Below are 17,055 nucleotides of genomic sequence, written 5' to 3'. Positions count from 1 at the left end.
TATAATATTGAGCTTAAAGTATCAGTGGCAACAAAAGTCGCTTGCGCCAGAAACTGCAGTAACGCAACTGGCTCAGCAATTAAAATTGCCATTATTTGTTGTTCAATTATTGGAGCAACGTGGTTATGATGACCAACAAAAAATTCAACAATTTTTACAACCAAATTTAAAGCAATTGGCAGATCCATATCTAATGCATGACATGAAATTAGCCGTTGAGCGGATTACGCAAGCAATTATGGCTGGCGAAAAGATTTTAGTTTACGGTGATTATGATGCTGATGGCATTACTAGTACGACTATTTTGACCGAAGCAATTATGACGCTGGGAGGACAAGTCGATTATTTTATTCCGGATCGCTTTCAAGATGGCTATGGTCCTAATTTGGAACGTTACCAACAATTTGTTGATGAAGGAGTGCAACTAATTGTTACAGTGGATAATGGTGTGACGGGAGTCTCCGAAGTTGACTATGCTAATAAACACGGTGTTGATGTAGTTATTACTGATCATCATACCTTACCTAAACAATTACCTGCAGCACTGGCCATTGTTCATCCAGCATTTCCTCAAGATCATCCATATCCCTGTCCTGATTTGTGTGGAGCTGGTGTAGCATTTAAAATTGCTAGTGCTTTATTAGACGAAGTACCAGTTGATTTGTTAGATTTAGCAGCTGTGGGAACAATTGCTGATGTCATGGAATTGTCTGGCGAAAATCGAGTTTTAGTTACTTTTGGTTTAAGACAGATGAGAACTCAAGAACGTCTTGGATTGGCACAATTAGGAAAAGTAGCACATTTAAATTGGCAGTATTTGACTGCTGAGGATGTAGCTTTTCAAATTGCCCCCCGTTTAAATGCGCTAGGACGTTTGGCAAATGCTAAAACGGGGGTTCAGTTATTAATGACCTTGGATGAAGACCAAGCGCATCAACTAGCCAAGGAAATTGATCAATTGAATCAACAGCGTAAAGATTTAACAAAAGCTGTTTTTGATGAGGCTTGGCAACAAGCGCAAGAGCAAATCAGTGCTGGTAATCACATTTTAGTTTTAGCCAAAAAAGGCTGGCATCAAGGAATTTTAGGCGTGGTTGCTGGGAAAGTTTTACAGCAAAGTGGCTGTCCAACATTAGTATTTAATATTGATTCTGATCAACAAGCTACTGGTTCTGGACGAAGTAATGAAAGTTTTGATTTATATACTGTTTTAAATACACAAAAATCTTTGTATCGAAAATTTGGTGGACATGCTCAGGCTTGTGGTTTAACTTTATATTTTAAAAATTTAGAAACTTTGAAACAAAAATTAAATCAATTACCAGCAGCTTTAGCAATTGATCCAACGCAAAAAAGACAGCAAAAATATGATTTAACGGTTAGGTTAAAGGACTTATCTTTAGACCTATATCAACAATTACAATGTTTAGCACCTTTTGGTCAGGGAAATCCGCAACCAATTTTTAAAGTAGTTGATTTTCAAGCAGCCGGAATTGATTTTTTAGGTAAAAAAAATCATGATCATTTAAAACTTTCTTTAGATCATCAATTAGAATGTTTAGCATTTAATTGGGGTGATAAGATTTCAACTTTACGTAATAATCAAGTTCAAGCTGTATATGGAACTTTAATGACCAATAATTGGCATCGACAACCTGTTTTACAATTAAAAATTGATGATTTAAATTTGGAAAAAGAACGTCTGCAAATTACACAAAATAAGCAGCAATTTGTCGATTTACGTCAAAAACTTGATTTAGCTGAGGTTACTACCGAACCAGAGCTACTGTTTTTTCAGGAAAAAAATCGTCAGCAATTTTTGAAAAATGGGTTTAATTATCCAACAAAAAATTTTGATGCTGAATTATCAGCTTTAAAAACGGTTGTGTTAATGGATTGTCCCACTAACTTAAAGCAATTTAATGAATTAATAATAAGATTGTCGCCATTTATTAAATTGGTCTTTGTCTTTGAGAATGAGCCAATGCCAGTTGCGGTTAATTCTAATCAATGGCACATTGCCTTAAAATATTTAGTGATGCATAAAAATTTACGCGTTCAGGATTTACCAATAATAGCCAATTATTTAAAATTGTCTAAAAACCAAATTAAATTAATAATTAAAGTGTTTTCTGAACTGAAATTTGTTACAATAAATAGTGGCTTGTTAAGATTGCCGCCGACGTTACCGACACGGCAATTGGAAGATTCTTCTTTATATCAATATAACCAAGAACAACTATTAATTAAAAAAATGTTAATCGATTCTGATTTTACACAATTGATTAAATATATAATAAAATTACAAAAATAATTTAACTAGGGGAGAATTTTCAATCTATGGATTTTAAAAAGTACGTAGCTAATGTTCCTGATTTTCCAGAACCGGGAATATTGTTTCGTGATATTTCACCATTAATGTATAACGGCGAAGTTTATGCTGAAGCAACTAATCAAATTGCTGAATATGCTAAAAAAAGACAAACAGAGATGATTGTGGGACCTGAGGCACGGGGATTTATCGTTGGCTGTCCAGTAGCCTATAAATTAGGAATTGGCTTTGCACCAGCACGAAAAAAAGGAAAGTTACCAAGAGAAACTGTATCGGTTTCTTATGATCTTGAATATGGTCAAGCTTCTTTATATATGCAAAAGGATGCTGTTAAACCTGGTCAGCGTGTTTTGGTAGTAGATGATTTAATGGCAACTGGTGGTACGTTGGCTGCAACAATCAAGTTGGTTGAAGAGTTGGGTGGTATTGTGGTAGGCACGGCTTTTATGATTGAATTGACAGAATTACATGGTCGTGATAAAATTAAAAATTATGATATGTTTACTTTAATGCAATATTAATATTTATTTTTTAGATAGATTTAATCTATCTATTTTGGAGAGTTGGCAGAGTGGTAATGCACCGGACTCGAAATCCGGCGAACCGATTAATATTGGCGCGCAGGTTCAAATCCTGTACTCTCCTTAGAATACTTTTTATACTTGTTTATATGTTCCAGATTGTTGATTTAACAGCAATCTGGAATTTTTGTTTAGTCTATATCTGCCTATTTTTGCTATTCAAAGTGAGTCAAAAGTGTAGTCAAATTTAAAGAACGAGTTAAAAATTAGTGAAAATGGCTCGTTTAGTGAGCTAAAAGTGAGTCAAAAATTTTTTTGAAGTTGTTGATATATCAATGCTTATAGGCACTTTTAAGAATTAAAGGGTAGTCAAAAAAGACACTTAGAAGTCAATATCTAAAGTGTCATTTAAGAGTTTGTCTTGATCAGAAGTTACGTGCGTATAAATATCCAATGTGACAGAGATATTTTTGTGACCTAGGCGTTGTTGTACAGCCTTAGGTGTAATTCTATTATTCTTCTCAAATATCCATGTGGCATGTGTATGACGTAAGCCGTGGGGTGTAATTTGGTGAACGAACTCTTTATAGTAATCCTCTTTGGTCATTTGATAAATCTTTTGAAAGTCGGTAGTTCCTTGATTAATAATTGACCGTAACCAAACATTAGGTTTTCCTAGATTACGCCAAGTACCAGCTTGATTAGGAAATAGTAAAGTAGTGTTGCTTTGATATTTACGATATTCATTCAAATATTTAGCAATTAATGAATTGTAGGAAATTACGCGAAATGAGTTCCATTTTGGTGGCTGAGTCCGCTGCTTACCATTTTCATCAGTAACCACCGTTTTATTAATATCAATTGTCTGTTGATCAAGATTAATATCCGACCACTCTAATGCTAATAACTCACCTTTACGCATTCCTGTGTAAGCCATGATTATAAAGAACACAGCTTGTGTGAATCCAATATTTCCACTGTTATCGCTTGTAGTATTGTTAATTAAATATTTGGTGAACTTTTCCAGTTCAGTCGTAGAAAAAAAGTTATTTTTAGGTTTGCGATTAATTGCTTGGTGCTTATTTCTCTTAGGTAAGAGAATGTGGTCAAAAGGATCGGCGCTAATAATTTTGATTGTATAGGCATATTTAAATACACGATCGGCGTATCGACTAATAATGTTTAGCTTAGTGTATTTATTTGCCCACTGGTCAACAATTGGCTGTAAAAATTCAGAGGTAATTTGATTAATATTCATGTTACCAATTTCTGGTAAAATATGGCAATCAAAGATCTGTTTAGTTTTATATAGAGTGCTAGATTGGACGGTATCTTTGTAAGAGTTGTCAAACCATTGCTGATAAACATTTGCAAAGGTTAAATTTGATGTAGTATCAGGTTTAAAAGAATTATTATTTAATTGTGCTGATAATTTTAAATACTCTTTATTAGCTAAAGCAGGGGTCTTAAAACCACGCCGTGAAGTTCTTTTCTTCTTACCGGTAGTTGAATCAGTACCTAAATAAATTTGAAACCAATACTTTTTTTCGCCATTTTTAGTGACGTATTCTTTAATAGCGGGGTTCTTTTTGTATTTAAACATTGAATTTACCTCCAATTATTTGTTAAAATGGTACACGAAAAGCGCATACCATATGTATGTTTTTCACGTTAGTCATATCTTCGACCCGCCAAAGTTAGGAGATATGGCTTTTTCTGTGTGTTTAAAAATAAGTATGTTTTGTAATCCATTGTTTTAGTTTTATTTTTAGCCAGAAACTATAGATACCCAATGTACAAATAGTCAATAACCACCATTTTATCCAATTTCCAAAAAGTTGCATTGCTGTACCGTTAAAATGCAGTCGATATCCATTAACAACAGTATGCTTAATTTCCCAATTATATTTCATTGTACATGCCCAGGGGAAACAAATGCCAAGAGTAAATACGGTTATAAGAAATCCTAAAATACTATATCCAACTTGTTGGGCTAAACCGCCATCAAAATAAGATTGTCCTGCATTTGTTCCTTGATAATTGTTGTAATTTTGTTGAATTGGAACTTGCTGATAATTATTCTGATACTGCTGGTTATTCTGTTGATAATAACCATTATTTTGTTGATTAGGATATTGTGGCTGTTGATATGGATTGTATTGATTATTCATTTTATCCCCCGTATAAATACTACATAATTTCGTGAACATTAACACCTTGTTGTTGTCTAGCGCCAAAAACTATGTTTCTTAAAATTGATAATTTTTCTCCTGGATTTTTTATTAAGCGCAATGTAATAATTTGTCCATTACTCATTTGAAAAATTAAGGATCCGCCATTTATTAGAGTATCATCAGCACTAATGTTCATTACACGGTATAAATCTACTGTAATATATTTTTTATTTAACCAGCCACTTTCTTGGGTTATCATATTTGAATCCATTGTTGTGTGTGTGGTTAATGATTTTACTAAAAATGGAATTGATGGAATAAACCATAATATCCATGACCAAATTAAACTAAAATAAAATGGTTTTTTATCTTGTTCAAAGATTATATTATTTGCAGCTAATTGATTATAGTTAAAAGCTTGAGAAAAATTATTAGCAGGTTGCTCTGGGTAACTAGGTTGAGCTTGCTGATAATTAGGCTGCTGTGGATACTGATTTTGTTGCTGATAGTTTTGTTGCTGTGGATTCTGGTAATACTGCTGGTTATTATCTTGCGGTTGACTATTTGTATTGAATCTATGACTTGGCACTTATAATTCCCCCTCATAAGTATCAATGTTTGTATTTTGAAAAGTCTGATTTGTAATCAGCATACAGAAATTTGCTATCTTTTCGATTATCTGGTTGTTTAATTATTATTTGAAAACTAGTACTTAAAGTTGGCTTAAACAGTTTACTAATATTAGGTTTAACCGTAAACCTTATACTATATTCACCAACTTTTTTTAGTTTTTCTACGTACAGACTTGTAACGTCAAAATCGTCCCATTCTTGTTTTCCATCTGCAGTATCTACAACATCTTCTCCAAAATCAATGAACATATCTTGCTGTCTACTAGTTAATTTATGTTCAGCTGCACTATCTAGAACTTGTTCATGGCTAGTATAGAAATAAGGAAGTATATATGATTTAACATTTTTATACGTTCTAAAACAACAGATAGCAGATATTAATAATAGTAAAAGCGTAATGCCTAAGGTAATTAAAGTTAGCGGCTTAGGCGTTTTTATTTTCATGCATCACATCCCCTTCGATGAAAAACTATAAATGATACTTTAATTCAACAATTAATACAATTTCATATAACGTTTACAAAAATCTATAAAGCAAAATGAATCTTTTTAGGATTAATAAAACGCTCCATCGAATATGGCAAATGGAAATAATCCAAGATTCGATAAGTGGTAATGCACTCATTAGGTTCCATATTGTACATAAGTAATTGAAAGGCAAAACGATTGGCATTAGCCTCCATCTCAGGAATATGAAAACCGAAGCTTTGCTTTCTTAAAAAAGTAGTGGAATAAATTTCGTCATTAACCGCATGACCTAATTCATGTGCTGCTACAAATAATTTTTGATTATTTATAATCGCATTATTAATGATCACGGATTTTTCACCATCAGTGGATATCGTCATACCCAAAGTGGTTTTACCAAGAAATTGTTCTTTTACTTGAAAGCCTAAATCAGTAATCAGTTCAAATGGATTATTAGTTTTAAATGTTTTAATAAGTTCATCGACTTTGTTCAAAGTCTTCACACCTTTATATTTAGTTTTTCTATTTTAACAATCTACATTACATTAGTTATTATTTAATATCTCCAGCTTTACGCTGCTTAGCTCGTTTTTTATTCATTTCTACGGCAACTTCTAAAGCCGCTTTGATAGCTAGTTTATCTTCGTCATCCATAGGTTCTCCAAAGAAATTAATAGAATCATCAGTGTCCATACCATTTAAAAGTTCTTCAACTTTTTTACCCACATCAATTTTTTCAGCATTAGATAGGGCATATTTATCATCAGTTCTGCCTAAAAGATAATCAGTTGAGACGTTAAAGTAGTCGGCTACTTTTTCTAGTTTGTCAATTCCGGGCTTAGTTTTTTTCCATCGACTGATAGTTCCATTTCCATAGCCTAATTTTTCTTCCAACTGTCTAATTGATAACTTTTTTTGAACAGCTAGTTTTTTGATTCTTTCAAAAAGCATCATGTGCCACCTTTTTTTAACGCAACATATTATATACAAATATTCTATAAAGTTGTTGACTTTGTAGAAAATGTGTATATAATATGTTTTGTAAGCTAACTTGATAGCTAATAAGTCATATTAAAAAAGCAGCTATTTTTAACGTTTCCCGACGGTTCAGTAGCTTTATATGCCTTATTTAACTATGCTTTGATTGTAGAATATTTGTATATGCTTGTCAACATTTTTTAGAAAAAGTTGCTATCTAATTAGCTTACTACATAAGTCCAAAACGGACTGTGTGTCGTCCTTTGAAAACTGAATATTTACATACCCCCTGCAAAGTGGGGGGTGTATCTTTAAGGATTTAGCAGTAGAAAAACGAGAGTGTAGTCCAAAGTACCCCCTTCGATGTTTTTGAACCCTTAAAGATTGAACAATAGAAAAACTGAAAGGAGGTGAGTTATAAAAAATACAAACTTTCTGATAAGCACATCAGATAGGTTGTATAAGGTTTAACAAGTAGAGTGATTGAGCAAATAAATAAGATAATTCATCGTTGATTTATGTAAATTTTGGCAAAAAATAACCCCTTCCTTTGGCATAAGAAGGGTCATCGATATTTTTTAAAGTTCTAAAGGTGCCAACCTCACCTCATTTTTAACTGGTTATCGTTCCAGCAAGTGCACTTGGAACTAATAGTACTTTACGGAAGAATCCATATATGACGTCAAAGGGTTCCCTTATAAAACAAATATATAGGTCATTAGCCAAGCTGAGCTCCAGCAAGGAAACAATTTTTATATAAGTTTCATAAGCATATCAGTCATGTATTTTTTCTTCATCATCTACTAAGAAAAGTCAAATCAATTAGTCATACGATGAACCTATCGTGAAACGTCATATCTTTAAACCAAACATTTTGATGACTCGTATCTTCTTATTAGCTAGAACACACTATACTCCAAAAATTGTGACATTACTATCACACTCCCTGTGTTAAAGGATTTAAAGTACATGTTAATTCTACATCAATAAATAACAGAAAGAAAGTGATTACAATATCAGAGCAAGATTTAGATGAAGTTGCACTTGATAACGAAGTTAAATTTAAAATTGCTTTGTTAAAACACAGTCTTACTCAAGTGAAAATTGCTTCAATGATAGGAACAGGGCCACAACAAGTTAATCGTGCCATTAAAGGAGATATGTCACCAAAATCAAAAGAGATAAGAAGTAGGATGAGACAAATTTTAAACATCGATTAAAGGAGGTGATTCACATGCCAGCAACATTGGCTGGAAGAGAGTTAATTAAGCAGTATTTAAAAGAGAACCACATTACCATTTCTAGTTTGGCTGCCACTTTTGGTGTCGGTAAAGTCTACATGGGCCAAGTTTTAAGTGGTGAACGTGCAACAACGGCTGCTAATGAGTTGATCTTAAGAATTATTGAAACTTTCAAAATCCGACCAAAAAAGGAGTGATATTAATTGAACACTATCTTTAGTGAACAAGCTATTAGTAATTTCGAAAATGATGTAGCCAATATTGTGGTTCAAGTCATTACTAATCTTAAAACTGATTCTCAAGCTGTTAAGAAGCCAGCTGGTATTAAAGGCTACTTGAATCAGTCTGAAGCGATTAAGTATGTCGGGTCTCGAAATACGCTTAATGTTTTAGAAAAAAGTGGCTTAAGTCGTTTCAAGATTGATGGAATGCTGCGTTACAAGATTTCAGAGATTGATGAAATTATGGAAATTTTCCGAATTTAATTTAAGGAGGTGAAAAACATGGTTGTACCAATTGATGTCATTAGCGTAATTATTGGCGTTTTGTTTGGCTACGGACTCAAGGATTTAGTTGATGCTAAAGGAGGTTGGAAAAATCTATGGGGACTGTAAACAAAAAAGATGCCACAGAGCAGGCACTCTGGTTGGCATCAAATGCAATTCATATTACAGGACTAAGTATAACACGAAAGGACAAAAAGTAATGGTTTCAGATGAAGACCAATACTTTAAACAGCTGGAAGCAAATTACTATCGTTCGTTAGAACCACAAATTGAACCGGATTTAGACAACTATGATGAAGATTTAGAAGGAGTCGAAGACTAATGGAAAAATTAATTATTGAAAAAAGAACCCCAGTTTCAAAGGCATCTTACTCAAGACCAGTTTTCATTGACGATGATTTACACGAAAAGATTGTGGAATTAAAAAACGCTACTAACGTTCCAATTAGACAAATTGTTAATCAATTCGTTCGTTACGGTTTAGACAATGTTCAGATTAAGTCTGTAACGAAAGAAGATGATAAATAATGGCTACTTTGTTTGATTTAGCTAGTAAGTATGAGCAATTAGTTGATTTAGAAAGTGAACTTGATTCCCAAGTATTTAGCGACACGATGGAAAGTATTACTGATGATATTACAACTAAAGCAGAAAATTATGCCATGGTTGACCATCAAATGGCTGCTGATATTAAGCAGTTAAAAGAAGAAAAAGAACGATTATCTAAAAAAATCAATGCAGTAACAAACAACCGTAAGCACTTACGAGAAAATTTAATGGATTCCATGACTAAGTTGAATACGACGAAAATTCGTACTAAAGAATTTTCAATCAGTATTCAGAAAAATCAAAAATCCATTGATATTGATGATCAAAAACTACCAGCTTTTCTATTTAAAGAGACAATTGTTCGCACGCCAGACAAAGGAAAAATCAAAGAGATGCTGGAAAACGGTAAGCAAATACCCGGAGCTAATTACAAGCCTTTAAGTTATCACATGGTTATTCGCTAATGTACCAATTGCGAGACTATCAAACAGAAACCATTGAGCAAATTTATCATTCAATGGCAAATGGTCATCGTTCAATTATCGTGCAGTCGCCGCCTCGAACAGGCAAGACAGTCATCATGGCTGAAATTGCACGCCGAACAACCGCTAAAAATAATCGTGTTTTGTTTGTCGTCCATCGTCGAGAGATTGTTAAGCAAGCTCAGACAACGTTTGAAGAACAAAATGTAAACATGAATTTAGCCACCGTCGGCATGGTTCAAACTATTGCGTTACACCTTCATCATTTACCTGAACCACAAGTCATTTTAATTGATGAAGCACATCATGCCTTAGCTAAGAGCTATCGACGTATTTTAAATCAATTTCCTAAAGCTATTAAGCTGTTGTTTACAGCAACGCCATACCGAATGAGTGGTCAAGGGTTTGAAAGTATTGCTGATGATTTAATTGGCGGTAAACCGATTAGTTGGTTAATTGAGAATAATTTTCTAGCACCAGTCGATTATTATGCACCAGCAGAAATTGATAGTGACAAGCTTAAAGTTAAATCCACCGGTGAATTTGATAATCAAAGTATTGAGGCAGCATTGAAACCCAAGATTTATGGTAATGCAGTCAAAACTTTTCAAAAATTAGCTCCTGACAAACAGGCCATTGCTTATACGTACAATGTAGCGAGTGCTAAACATTTGGCACAGGAGTTCCAATCGCAAGGTATCACTTGCCAATATGTTTCTGGTAAGACACCAATTGCTGAGCGCGATGAGATTATCAAAAAATATCGTGAACAAAAGATTCAAGTCTTAACTAATGCCGAGTTATTCACTGAAGGATTAGATTTGCCCAATGTTGATTGTGTCATTATGTTACGGCCAACACGTTCGTTATCGCTGTATTTACAGTTTGCTATGCGGTCCATGAATCCCCGAGCAGGTAAGCGAGCCATAATTATTGACCATGTCGGCAATGTTAATCGTTTTGGCTTACCTACAGAAGATCGTCAATGGACTTTAACAGGTAGTAGGCAAAAAGGAACGACTAACACGCGAGTGGCTGATGTTAAACCAGTGACAGTTTGTCCAGAATGTTTTGCCACGTTTTATCGTAAAGGCGATTTGTGTCCGATGTGCGGTGCCACTTTAACAGTTGAAAAAGAATTAGAAGTTGTTGATCAAGTGGAACTAAAAAAGATTACGCAACAAAAACTGGCGCGCATTCACAAAATCATTGACGACAAACAAATGATGAATATTGCAGGTAAACAGCCTAGTGAGTTAAACAGTTACGAAGAAATTAAGGCCTACGGTAAGTTAAACAACTATAAACCGGGTTGGACTTACTTTTATGCCAAGAAGAGAGGTTTTATTAAATGAGTATTTTACCGGTTAATAAGCCACACAAACCAAATCAGACACCACATAATTTCTTTATCTATGGTGCACCGATGAGTGGTAAGAGTTATTTAGCGGAACATTTTCCTAATCCATTGTTTTTAAATACCGATGGTAATTCGGATATGAATTCAGCGCCAGCTATTCAAATCAGAAATATTAAAAAAGCTGATGGTTCACTAAAAGAATCAGTTATTGACCAGTTGGACAATATTTTAACCGCGCTACAAACAGAAAAGCATGGTTATGAAACGGTAGTTATTGACGTGATTGATGATGTCTGTGTGATGATTGAGCAAGCAATCTGTATTGAGAATAATGTGCAATCCATTGGCGATATTGCTTATGGCAAAGGCTATTCAATGTTTAATGTTTTGCTCCAAACTTTTGTAATGGAATTAAAGAGTTTACCAATGAATGTAGTGTATATCAGTCGTTCCATTACTGTTGGTGAAGGTATCAAGGAAGAAGAAGTACCGTCCCTAAAGGAAAAATATTACAACATTGTTAATGGTAATTCGGATTTATTAATTTTTACGCAACGTATCGGTAAAAAATATATTCGGCGCGTTACAGCTAGACGCAAAAACTACGTTCGTGAAGATATTCAAGACGCAGCTATTTTACACGTACTAGACAACATTAATGGTGTGTTTGATAAAACGATTCAAACGACAGCTAAAGAACAAGACAAAATTATTAAGAAAATGGAGAGTGAATAATTATGAGTTTACGAGATATGGCTAACAAAGCATTACAAAATTTTGACGCAGAAAAGGATAATCCTAATACGCCACAAACACTACCCAGTGGCACGTATTTAGTAGTCTTAGATGGGGTTGAACACCGCTCTACGAAAAGTGGTTGGGATGGTTTAAGCATTGCGGTAACTGTTTCTGATGGCGATTATGCCGGACGCCGAGATTTTAATAGTTTTAACTTTGATACTACATCTAAGAATGGCAAACCAATTCCAGAAAGTGTTGTTGCGGGCCATATTAAATTAGTGGCTAAGTTGGCCAATGCTGTTGGCATTGTTCTATCAGATGATGATTGGGAAGATGAAGATAGTATTGCGGCAGCTTTTCAAGGTGCAACAGGTACGCAAATTACGATGGATTTATCAGTGAAAGAAAATAAGAAAAATCCGCAATATCCGTATAAAAACTATGACTTTGAAAAGGCTGAGCAACCAGAAGCGGTAGAAGTTAAAGACAGTGATTTGCCATTCAACGATGATGATTCGTTTAAAGAAAATAAAACAGTAGATGAGGGCGGCGCGCCGTTTTAACCACGATGAAGAATTTAGTTAATTATGCTATTTATTACGCGGAACATGGCTACAGTGTTTTACCAATGATTAATAAACGTCCATTAATTGAATTTGCTGATCAACCACCGTTAACAGCGCCCGAGATTAAACGGTTATGGCGCCACAATCCATTCGCTCAGATTGCTTTACGTACAATTGATTTCTTTGTCATTGATATTGATGTACATGATGTGAACGGCTATGACTCAATTAAGAATTATGTTTATAAAGATTTGTTAGTGCCTACTTTGGCGCAACGAACTGGCAGTGGTGGCGAGCAGTTGTTTTATCGTAAAATTCCTGATACTGATGTTACCCAACATATTGGTTGGCTGCCAGGGGTTGATGTTAAAGCTCACATTAATAATTATGTAATGGTTGCTCCGTCGAGCAATCATGGTAAGCAATACCAGTGGCTGAATCAGTTGCCGATGGCAACACCTGATAAAAGGTTAATTGACTTAATTAACCAAGACAAGCCCTCAGAATATCAACCGGTTAATTTAAAGTTTAATGGTAAAAAAACTGCCACTACTGAGCTGTTTGAGCAAATCATTCAAGGTTTAGGTGAAACCGGTGGGCGTAATAATGCGTTAGCTGCATTCATTGGTGGACTGTTATTTAGAAATGTTGATGTCAAAATCGTCTATGAATTGGCAAAATTAGCTAATCAGAACACACCGAAAGCATTAGCTAACAGGGAGTTTGACCGCACCTTTGAATCAATGGTTAAAAAAGAACTAAAACGAAGGGAGGTTAGTGAATGAGTTTAAAAGATGATGCTGATAAATTACACGATTTACAGCAACAACAAGATGTTTTACAGATGCCCTTACGTTTTACACTCACTCAAGCTGGTGGGATTAAAGTAAATAGTTTGCGTAATATTGGTTTGATTTTAGAACATGATAAAACGTTATTGCATACTTTTGCTTATAACGATTTTGCACACGAAATCTCAGTTATTAAAGATATTCCAGAGTTAACAATTGAAAAAGGACGACTCAGTGACTCATATTACGGTGAAATTCAACGCTTTATCGAAGACACTTATCAAGTCCTATTTCCAACTTCATTACTACAAACAGCCATTATTAATGAAGCTAGGCGGCACATTTATAATCCTGTAGTTGATTACTTTGAATGGTGTTATCAGCAGTGGGATGAAAAAATTCGAGCACCTATTTTTCTACCAATCTTTTTAGGAGTAGAGGAATCAGAAGTGACGACGTTACAAACTAAATTATTTTTTACTGGTGCTGTAGCTAAAGCTTATAACCCTAAAGTTAAATTTGATTATGTTTTAGATTTAGTCGGTGGGCAAGGAGCTGGCAAGACAACTTTATTAAAAAAGATGGCACGTGAGTGGTACACCGATCAATTTACCGATTTTAAAGATAAAGATAGCTACGCAATTATGTTACGGGCTTTGATTGTAAATGATGATGAAATGACCGCTACAAATAATAGTAGCTTCGAAATCTTAAAAAAGTTTGTTTCGATGGAAAAGTTAGAGTTTAGAAGTCCATATGGTCATCAATCTGAAAGCTATGATAAAAACTTTGTCATTGCTCGAACAACGAATGAAGTTAGTTATTTAAAAGATAAAACTGGTGAACGACGTTTTCTACCTAATTTGGTCGATAAAGATCGCCAAATTAAACACCCAGTATCAGATTTAACGGAAGATGATGTGACTCAATTATGGGGCGAATTTGTCGGCTATTACAAAAACGGTTTTAGCTTTGATTTAACGCAGAAGCAGGAACATATGTTAGAGGTGCATCGGCGAGAGTTTATGTACGTTGATGAAGTTGAACGGGAAATTGATGAGTTTTTGGAAGATTATCCAGATGATTTTGTTTCTAGTAATCAAATTGCCAAATATTTAGGTGAAAATAATTTGGTTAAAAATCGAAAAATGGCTAAAAAAATTAAGTATGTTATGGATAACAAAAATGGTTGGAAATATAAAGTGAAAAAAATTAATGGAAAAGCGCGTAGGGGATATAGTAAATTACATTAATTTTTAGTAAGTGCAACCAACAAAACTCCTTGTCCCCCATACTATATATAACTATAAGTTACACTATTACACTAATAGTAGTAGTAAATAATAATATATATAGTATTTAGTAATAGAAAAGAAAAAATATCGAAACCGCAACTGAATCAAATGAATACTTTGGGAGAGTAAGGCTAATGGCATTTTTTATTAACGAAACGAGTGTAAATAATATGAATAAACCAGAGCATCAGATTCAAAATGAGATTCGAGTGGCAGTATCACAGCACGGTTGTACGATTTTTCGCGCCAATGTTGGCAAAGTTTTAATGAAGAATGACCGATGGTTTGATACTGGATTGCCAAAAGGATTTCCTGATTTAATGGGTTTTCGGCATTCAGATGGCAAGATGTTTTTCATTGAAGTTAAAAATAAAACTGGGCGCTTGCGCGATGATCAAAAGCACTTTGCCAAATTTTTAAGTAAATTTCCTGTGTTGTATGGAGTTGCGAGGTCTGCTAAAGAAGCAGTAGCAATTGTAGAGGGGTGAAAATTATGAACCCAATGTTAAAAGTAATGCCGCAGATTCAAAAGCTGGAAGATGAATATGGCGACTTGATGCATGTACCGGATGACAATTTAGAATTAAAACAAATTCGTCGAACCATGAAAGTCGTGAATATTGATCCACAAAGAGCTAGGGAAGATAAAAAGTTAGTCAATAAAGCTTTAATTTATATGGCGAATCATAATTCTGGCTTGGTGGAAATGGCTAAGTATTTACGAATAGATTACCGCAAATTAAATCGGGCGTTTAATAATGCACACGTTCAGTTACCGGTGATTTATCGAACAAAAGTTTTTAATGATCGAAGAATTTATTATGCCGATAATTTAGCAATCGTGGCCAAATTTTTGAACTGTGAAAAAATCCAGTTGAGTAGAGCTAAACAAACTGGATGTAGAGTTAATGGCTACCAGGTTAAAAATTGCAAGGTGTCATCGTTGAATGTTCCGCTGTATGAGCGGTTGGATTTCTTAGTTCATTGAGAGGTGCTTGATGAAGAAAACTGTACGATTGAATAAATGGCGTTTATTAGCCTCGTTGAAGTTTTTTATAGACAGCACTCAACTAACGATTGATAAAGCTGATAGTGATGATGTCATTATGTATGAGATATTTTTAAAAATATTTCAGTCATTTTATCAGGATATTTTACAGAGACCGAGTTCTGATTTGAAATTGAAGATTAAATTATAGGAGGTAAATAAATGAAAAAAGCAATTAGTAAGCATTCAATTAAAATGGGTTGTCTCGTAAGTATAGTAATTATTATTTTAGGAATAGCTGGCTGTACCAATTGGTATTTCCACGACACAGGTTCAGGTGTGAGAATGGCTAAAAATTTTAAGTCTGAAACACATAATGGACTGAAGCGTAAAATCACGGTCTACAATGTTGACGGCAAAGTTTTATTCACTCAAAAAGGTAAATTCGATATTGAATATCATGATCACGATTTACAGTATGTAGATTCACATAATAAGAAGCACAATATATATATTGGTTCAGGAACAGTTGTTGTTGATGATTTAGAATAATTACTTTTGGGAGATTGAAAATGAAAATTGATGTTAATTTAAGTGACGTTCAAGAACGATTGAATGAAATGAAGAATGACTCTTCACATAAAACTAGTTTAATAAATAGTATTAACGGGCAAATTAATTATGCTATCAAAAACGGTTATGATCCTAAGCTATCGTTTGATATTCCTAAGGTGGAAGTACCACAGTACGTGGCTAATACGTTGAATGACGTTAATAACGGAAATGTGACGTTAGAAGAGTTGATTGAAAAAGCAATGTCAATCTCTTATGCAGCTGATGGTGAAGATGAATCAGACACCATTTTATGGACAAAAGAAAACGGGCCATTAGCATTATTGAATGCATATCAGTTGGGTTGGAGAATTAAGAAACAAAAATATTATATTCAGTTTTTGCAAAATGATGAAGATAGTTATTTGAATGTTAATATTAAATCACCATGGAAAACATCAAATTGGAAAGCCTACGACAAAAACCAAGCTGAAGGTTATCAAACCAAATTTACTATGGCTGAAATAGAAGAACATTTTCCGCAGTTCAAGCCATTCGCTGAGTTAGTGAATGATAATGAATAAAACCGTATTAATCAAATAAGGAGATAATTAGTGTGAATAGAAAGGAATTTTATATACCCAAGCCTAGTATTATCGCTGAACAATTTGACGACAGTGAAGTGATGAGAAAAGAGTATCACATGAATGGTGATGTTCAAGTTAATATTGGTGACTGGATTGTCACTGATCCCGAAACTCTTGAAAATTGGGTTATTTCAGATAAAATTTTTCGAAAACTATATACGGAAGACCCTGAAAGGGATTATGGCAGTGAGTTTTACGATAATTAGCACGACTATAATTATTAAAATTTATT

The 17,055-nt window shown here is 34.1% G+C and carries 25 protein-coding genes and 1 tRNA gene; 20 read left to right on the top strand and 6 right to left on the bottom strand.

What is annotated here, in order from left to right; genetic code table 11:
- Nucleotides 1-7: 7 nt before the first annotated feature.
- The 3 genes from recJ to AC3B7A_RS00805 all read left to right on the top strand — a co-directional run bounded on the left by recJ (nt 8) and on the right by AC3B7A_RS00805 (nt 2,977).
- Entirely contained in the window at nt 8-2,314 is a 2,307-nt protein-coding gene (gene recJ, locus AC3B7A_RS00815) for a single-stranded-DNA-specific exonuclease RecJ (protein WP_489755870.1), read from the top strand.
- Between the two features lie 26 nt (nt 2,315-2,340).
- Nucleotides 2,341-2,853 (top strand): adenine phosphoribosyltransferase, encoded by a 513-nt coding sequence (locus tag AC3B7A_RS00810; RefSeq protein ID WP_489755869.1) that lies wholly within the window; start codon nt 2,341-2,343, stop codon nt 2,851-2,853.
- A 36-nt stretch (nt 2,854-2,889) separates the two neighbouring features.
- Nucleotides 2,890-2,977, top strand: a tRNA-Ser gene (locus AC3B7A_RS00805).
- Between the two features lie 258 nt (nt 2,978-3,235).
- On the opposite strand, the gene AC3B7A_RS00800 is transcribed toward AC3B7A_RS00805, so the two are convergent.
- The 6 genes from AC3B7A_RS00800 to AC3B7A_RS00775 form a co-directional block, all read right to left on the bottom strand.
- A complete protein-coding gene (locus AC3B7A_RS00800) occupies nt 3,236-4,456 on the bottom strand; it encodes a site-specific integrase (RefSeq protein ID WP_489755868.1) in 1,221 nt (406 codons plus the stop codon).
- 121 nt (nt 4,457-4,577) lie between these two features.
- Nucleotides 4,578-4,913, bottom strand: coding sequence for a DUF898 family protein (locus tag AC3B7A_RS00795; RefSeq protein WP_489756508.1), 336 nt, complete (start codon nt 4,911-4,913; stop codon nt 4,578-4,580).
- A 130-nt stretch (nt 4,914-5,043) separates the two neighbouring features.
- Nucleotides 5,044-5,616, bottom strand: coding sequence for a hypothetical protein (locus AC3B7A_RS00790; RefSeq protein ID WP_489755867.1), 573 nt, complete (start codon nt 5,614-5,616; stop codon nt 5,044-5,046).
- Between the two features lie 22 nt (nt 5,617-5,638).
- Nucleotides 5,639-6,103 (bottom strand): hypothetical protein, encoded by a 465-nt coding sequence (locus AC3B7A_RS00785; RefSeq protein ID WP_489755866.1) that lies wholly within the window; start codon nt 6,101-6,103, stop codon nt 5,639-5,641.
- Nucleotides 6,104-6,186: 83 nt separating this feature from the next.
- Nucleotides 6,187-6,621 (bottom strand): ImmA/IrrE family metallo-endopeptidase, encoded by a 435-nt coding sequence (locus AC3B7A_RS00780; RefSeq protein ID WP_489755865.1) that lies wholly within the window; start codon nt 6,619-6,621, stop codon nt 6,187-6,189.
- A 58-nt stretch (nt 6,622-6,679) separates the two neighbouring features.
- Nucleotides 6,680-7,081, bottom strand: coding sequence for a helix-turn-helix domain-containing protein (locus tag AC3B7A_RS00775; protein WP_489755864.1), 402 nt, complete (start codon nt 7,079-7,081; stop codon nt 6,680-6,682).
- 1,028 nt (nt 7,082-8,109) lie between these two features.
- Between AC3B7A_RS00775 and AC3B7A_RS00770 the strand changes: the two genes are divergently transcribed.
- From AC3B7A_RS00770 to AC3B7A_RS00690, 17 genes are all read left to right on the top strand, one after another.
- Nucleotides 8,110-8,325, top strand: a complete 216-nt coding sequence (locus AC3B7A_RS00770) for a helix-turn-helix domain-containing protein (protein ID WP_489755863.1) — start codon at nt 8,110-8,112, stop codon at nt 8,323-8,325.
- 14 nt (nt 8,326-8,339) lie between these two features.
- Complete coding sequence (locus AC3B7A_RS00765; protein ID WP_489755862.1) at nt 8,340-8,543, top strand: XRE family transcriptional regulator; 204 nt, start codon at nt 8,340-8,342, stop codon at nt 8,541-8,543.
- A 6-nt stretch (nt 8,544-8,549) separates the two neighbouring features.
- The gene (locus AC3B7A_RS00760) at nt 8,550-8,831 is read left to right on the top strand and encodes a hypothetical protein (protein ID WP_489755861.1); all 282 of its coding nucleotides are present in this window, start codon (nt 8,550-8,552) and stop codon (nt 8,829-8,831) included.
- Between the two features lie 220 nt (nt 8,832-9,051).
- On the top strand, nt 9,052-9,174 hold the full coding sequence (locus AC3B7A_RS00755; protein ID WP_489755860.1) for a hypothetical protein: 123 nt from the start codon (nt 9,052-9,054) through the stop codon (nt 9,172-9,174).
- Nucleotides 9,174-9,380, top strand: coding sequence for a hypothetical protein (locus AC3B7A_RS00750; RefSeq protein ID WP_489755859.1), 207 nt, complete (start codon nt 9,174-9,176; stop codon nt 9,378-9,380). The genes AC3B7A_RS00755 and AC3B7A_RS00750 overlap by 1 nt, the downstream gene beginning before the upstream one ends.
- The gene (locus tag AC3B7A_RS00745; RefSeq protein ID WP_489755858.1) at nt 9,380-9,865 is read left to right on the top strand and encodes a siphovirus Gp157 family protein; all 486 of its coding nucleotides are present in this window, start codon (nt 9,380-9,382) and stop codon (nt 9,863-9,865) included. The genes AC3B7A_RS00750 and AC3B7A_RS00745 overlap by 1 nt, the downstream gene beginning before the upstream one ends.
- On the top strand, nt 9,865-11,238 hold the full coding sequence (locus AC3B7A_RS00740) for a DEAD/DEAH box helicase (protein WP_489755857.1): 1,374 nt from the start codon (nt 9,865-9,867) through the stop codon (nt 11,236-11,238). Before AC3B7A_RS00745 ends, AC3B7A_RS00740 begins: the two co-directional genes overlap by 1 nt.
- On the top strand, nt 11,235-11,978 hold the full coding sequence (locus AC3B7A_RS00735) for an AAA family ATPase (protein WP_489755856.1): 744 nt from the start codon (nt 11,235-11,237) through the stop codon (nt 11,976-11,978). Before AC3B7A_RS00740 ends, AC3B7A_RS00735 begins: the two co-directional genes overlap by 4 nt.
- 2 nt (nt 11,979-11,980) lie before the next feature.
- On the top strand, nt 11,981-12,547 hold the full coding sequence (locus AC3B7A_RS00730; RefSeq protein ID WP_489755855.1) for a DUF669 domain-containing protein: 567 nt from the start codon (nt 11,981-11,983) through the stop codon (nt 12,545-12,547).
- Nucleotides 12,548-12,552: 5 nt separating this feature from the next.
- Nucleotides 12,553-13,335, top strand: coding sequence for a bifunctional DNA primase/polymerase (locus AC3B7A_RS00725; RefSeq protein ID WP_489755854.1), 783 nt, complete (start codon nt 12,553-12,555; stop codon nt 13,333-13,335).
- Nucleotides 13,332-14,594, top strand: coding sequence for a VapE domain-containing protein (locus AC3B7A_RS00720; RefSeq protein ID WP_489755853.1), 1,263 nt, complete (start codon nt 13,332-13,334; stop codon nt 14,592-14,594). The genes AC3B7A_RS00725 and AC3B7A_RS00720 overlap by 4 nt, the downstream gene beginning before the upstream one ends.
- A 176-nt stretch (nt 14,595-14,770) precedes the next feature.
- Entirely contained in the window at nt 14,771-15,124 is a 354-nt protein-coding gene (locus AC3B7A_RS00715; RefSeq protein WP_489755852.1) for a VRR-NUC domain-containing protein, read from the top strand.
- A gap of 5 nt (nt 15,125-15,129) precedes the next feature.
- Entirely contained in the window at nt 15,130-15,624 is a 495-nt protein-coding gene (locus AC3B7A_RS00710) for a hypothetical protein (RefSeq protein ID WP_489755851.1), read from the top strand.
- Nucleotides 15,625-15,634: 10 nt separating this feature from the next.
- Nucleotides 15,635-15,835, top strand: a complete 201-nt coding sequence (locus AC3B7A_RS00705) for a hypothetical protein (protein ID WP_489755850.1) — start codon at nt 15,635-15,637, stop codon at nt 15,833-15,835.
- A gap of 11 nt (nt 15,836-15,846) precedes the next feature.
- Entirely contained in the window at nt 15,847-16,176 is a 330-nt protein-coding gene (locus AC3B7A_RS00700; RefSeq protein WP_489755849.1) for a hypothetical protein, read from the top strand.
- A gap of 20 nt (nt 16,177-16,196) precedes the next feature.
- On the top strand, nt 16,197-16,760 hold the full coding sequence (locus tag AC3B7A_RS00695; protein WP_489755848.1) for a hypothetical protein: 564 nt from the start codon (nt 16,197-16,199) through the stop codon (nt 16,758-16,760).
- Nucleotides 16,761-16,792: 32 nt separating this feature from the next.
- Nucleotides 16,793-17,029, top strand: coding sequence for a hypothetical protein (locus tag AC3B7A_RS00690; protein ID WP_489755847.1), 237 nt, complete (start codon nt 16,793-16,795; stop codon nt 17,027-17,029).
- The last annotated feature ends 26 nt before the right edge of the window (nt 17,030-17,055 follow it).

The organism is Bombilactobacillus sp. ESL1202, from assembly GCF_058107125.1.
The sequence above is the reverse complement of the archived record's forward strand: the minus strand, read 5'-3'. Positions and strand labels throughout refer to the sequence as shown.

Coding starts and splice junctions, on each gene's coding strand:
- AC3B7A_RS00800 (WP_489755868.1), bottom strand. CDS start 4,456: ATGTTTAAATACAAAAAGAACCCCGCTATTAAAGAATACGTCACTAAA.
- AC3B7A_RS00755 (WP_489755860.1), top strand. CDS start 9,052: ATGGTTTCAGATGAAGACCAATACTTTAAACAGCTGGAAGCAAATTAC.
- AC3B7A_RS00710 (WP_489755851.1), top strand. CDS start 15,130: ATGAACCCAATGTTAAAAGTAATGCCGCAGATTCAAAAGCTGGAAGAT.
- AC3B7A_RS00745 (WP_489755858.1), top strand. CDS start 9,380: ATGGCTACTTTGTTTGATTTAGCTAGTAAGTATGAGCAATTAGTTGAT.
- AC3B7A_RS00715 (WP_489755852.1), top strand. CDS start 14,771: ATGGCATTTTTTATTAACGAAACGAGTGTAAATAATATGAATAAACCA.
- AC3B7A_RS00705 (WP_489755850.1), top strand. CDS start 15,635: ATGAAGAAAACTGTACGATTGAATAAATGGCGTTTATTAGCCTCGTTG.
- AC3B7A_RS00700 (WP_489755849.1), top strand. CDS start 15,847: ATGAAAAAAGCAATTAGTAAGCATTCAATTAAAATGGGTTGTCTCGTA.
- AC3B7A_RS00740 (WP_489755857.1), top strand. CDS start 9,865: ATGTACCAATTGCGAGACTATCAAACAGAAACCATTGAGCAAATTTAT.
- AC3B7A_RS00725 (WP_489755854.1), top strand. CDS start 12,553: ATGAAGAATTTAGTTAATTATGCTATTTATTACGCGGAACATGGCTAC.
- AC3B7A_RS00750 (WP_489755859.1), top strand. CDS start 9,174: ATGGAAAAATTAATTATTGAAAAAAGAACCCCAGTTTCAAAGGCATCT.
- AC3B7A_RS00785 (WP_489755866.1), bottom strand. CDS start 6,103: ATGAAAATAAAAACGCCTAAGCCGCTAACTTTAATTACCTTAGGCATT.
- AC3B7A_RS00720 (WP_489755853.1), top strand. CDS start 13,332: ATGAGTTTAAAAGATGATGCTGATAAATTACACGATTTACAGCAACAA.
- AC3B7A_RS00765 (WP_489755862.1), top strand. CDS start 8,340: ATGCCAGCAACATTGGCTGGAAGAGAGTTAATTAAGCAGTATTTAAAA.
- AC3B7A_RS00810 (WP_489755869.1), top strand. CDS start 2,341: ATGGATTTTAAAAAGTACGTAGCTAATGTTCCTGATTTTCCAGAACCG.
- AC3B7A_RS00735 (WP_489755856.1), top strand. CDS start 11,235: ATGAGTATTTTACCGGTTAATAAGCCACACAAACCAAATCAGACACCA.
- AC3B7A_RS00695 (WP_489755848.1), top strand. CDS start 16,197: ATGAAAATTGATGTTAATTTAAGTGACGTTCAAGAACGATTGAATGAA.
- AC3B7A_RS00730 (WP_489755855.1), top strand. CDS start 11,981: ATGAGTTTACGAGATATGGCTAACAAAGCATTACAAAATTTTGACGCA.
- AC3B7A_RS00775 (WP_489755864.1), bottom strand. CDS start 7,081: ATGATGCTTTTTGAAAGAATCAAAAAACTAGCTGTTCAAAAAAAGTTA.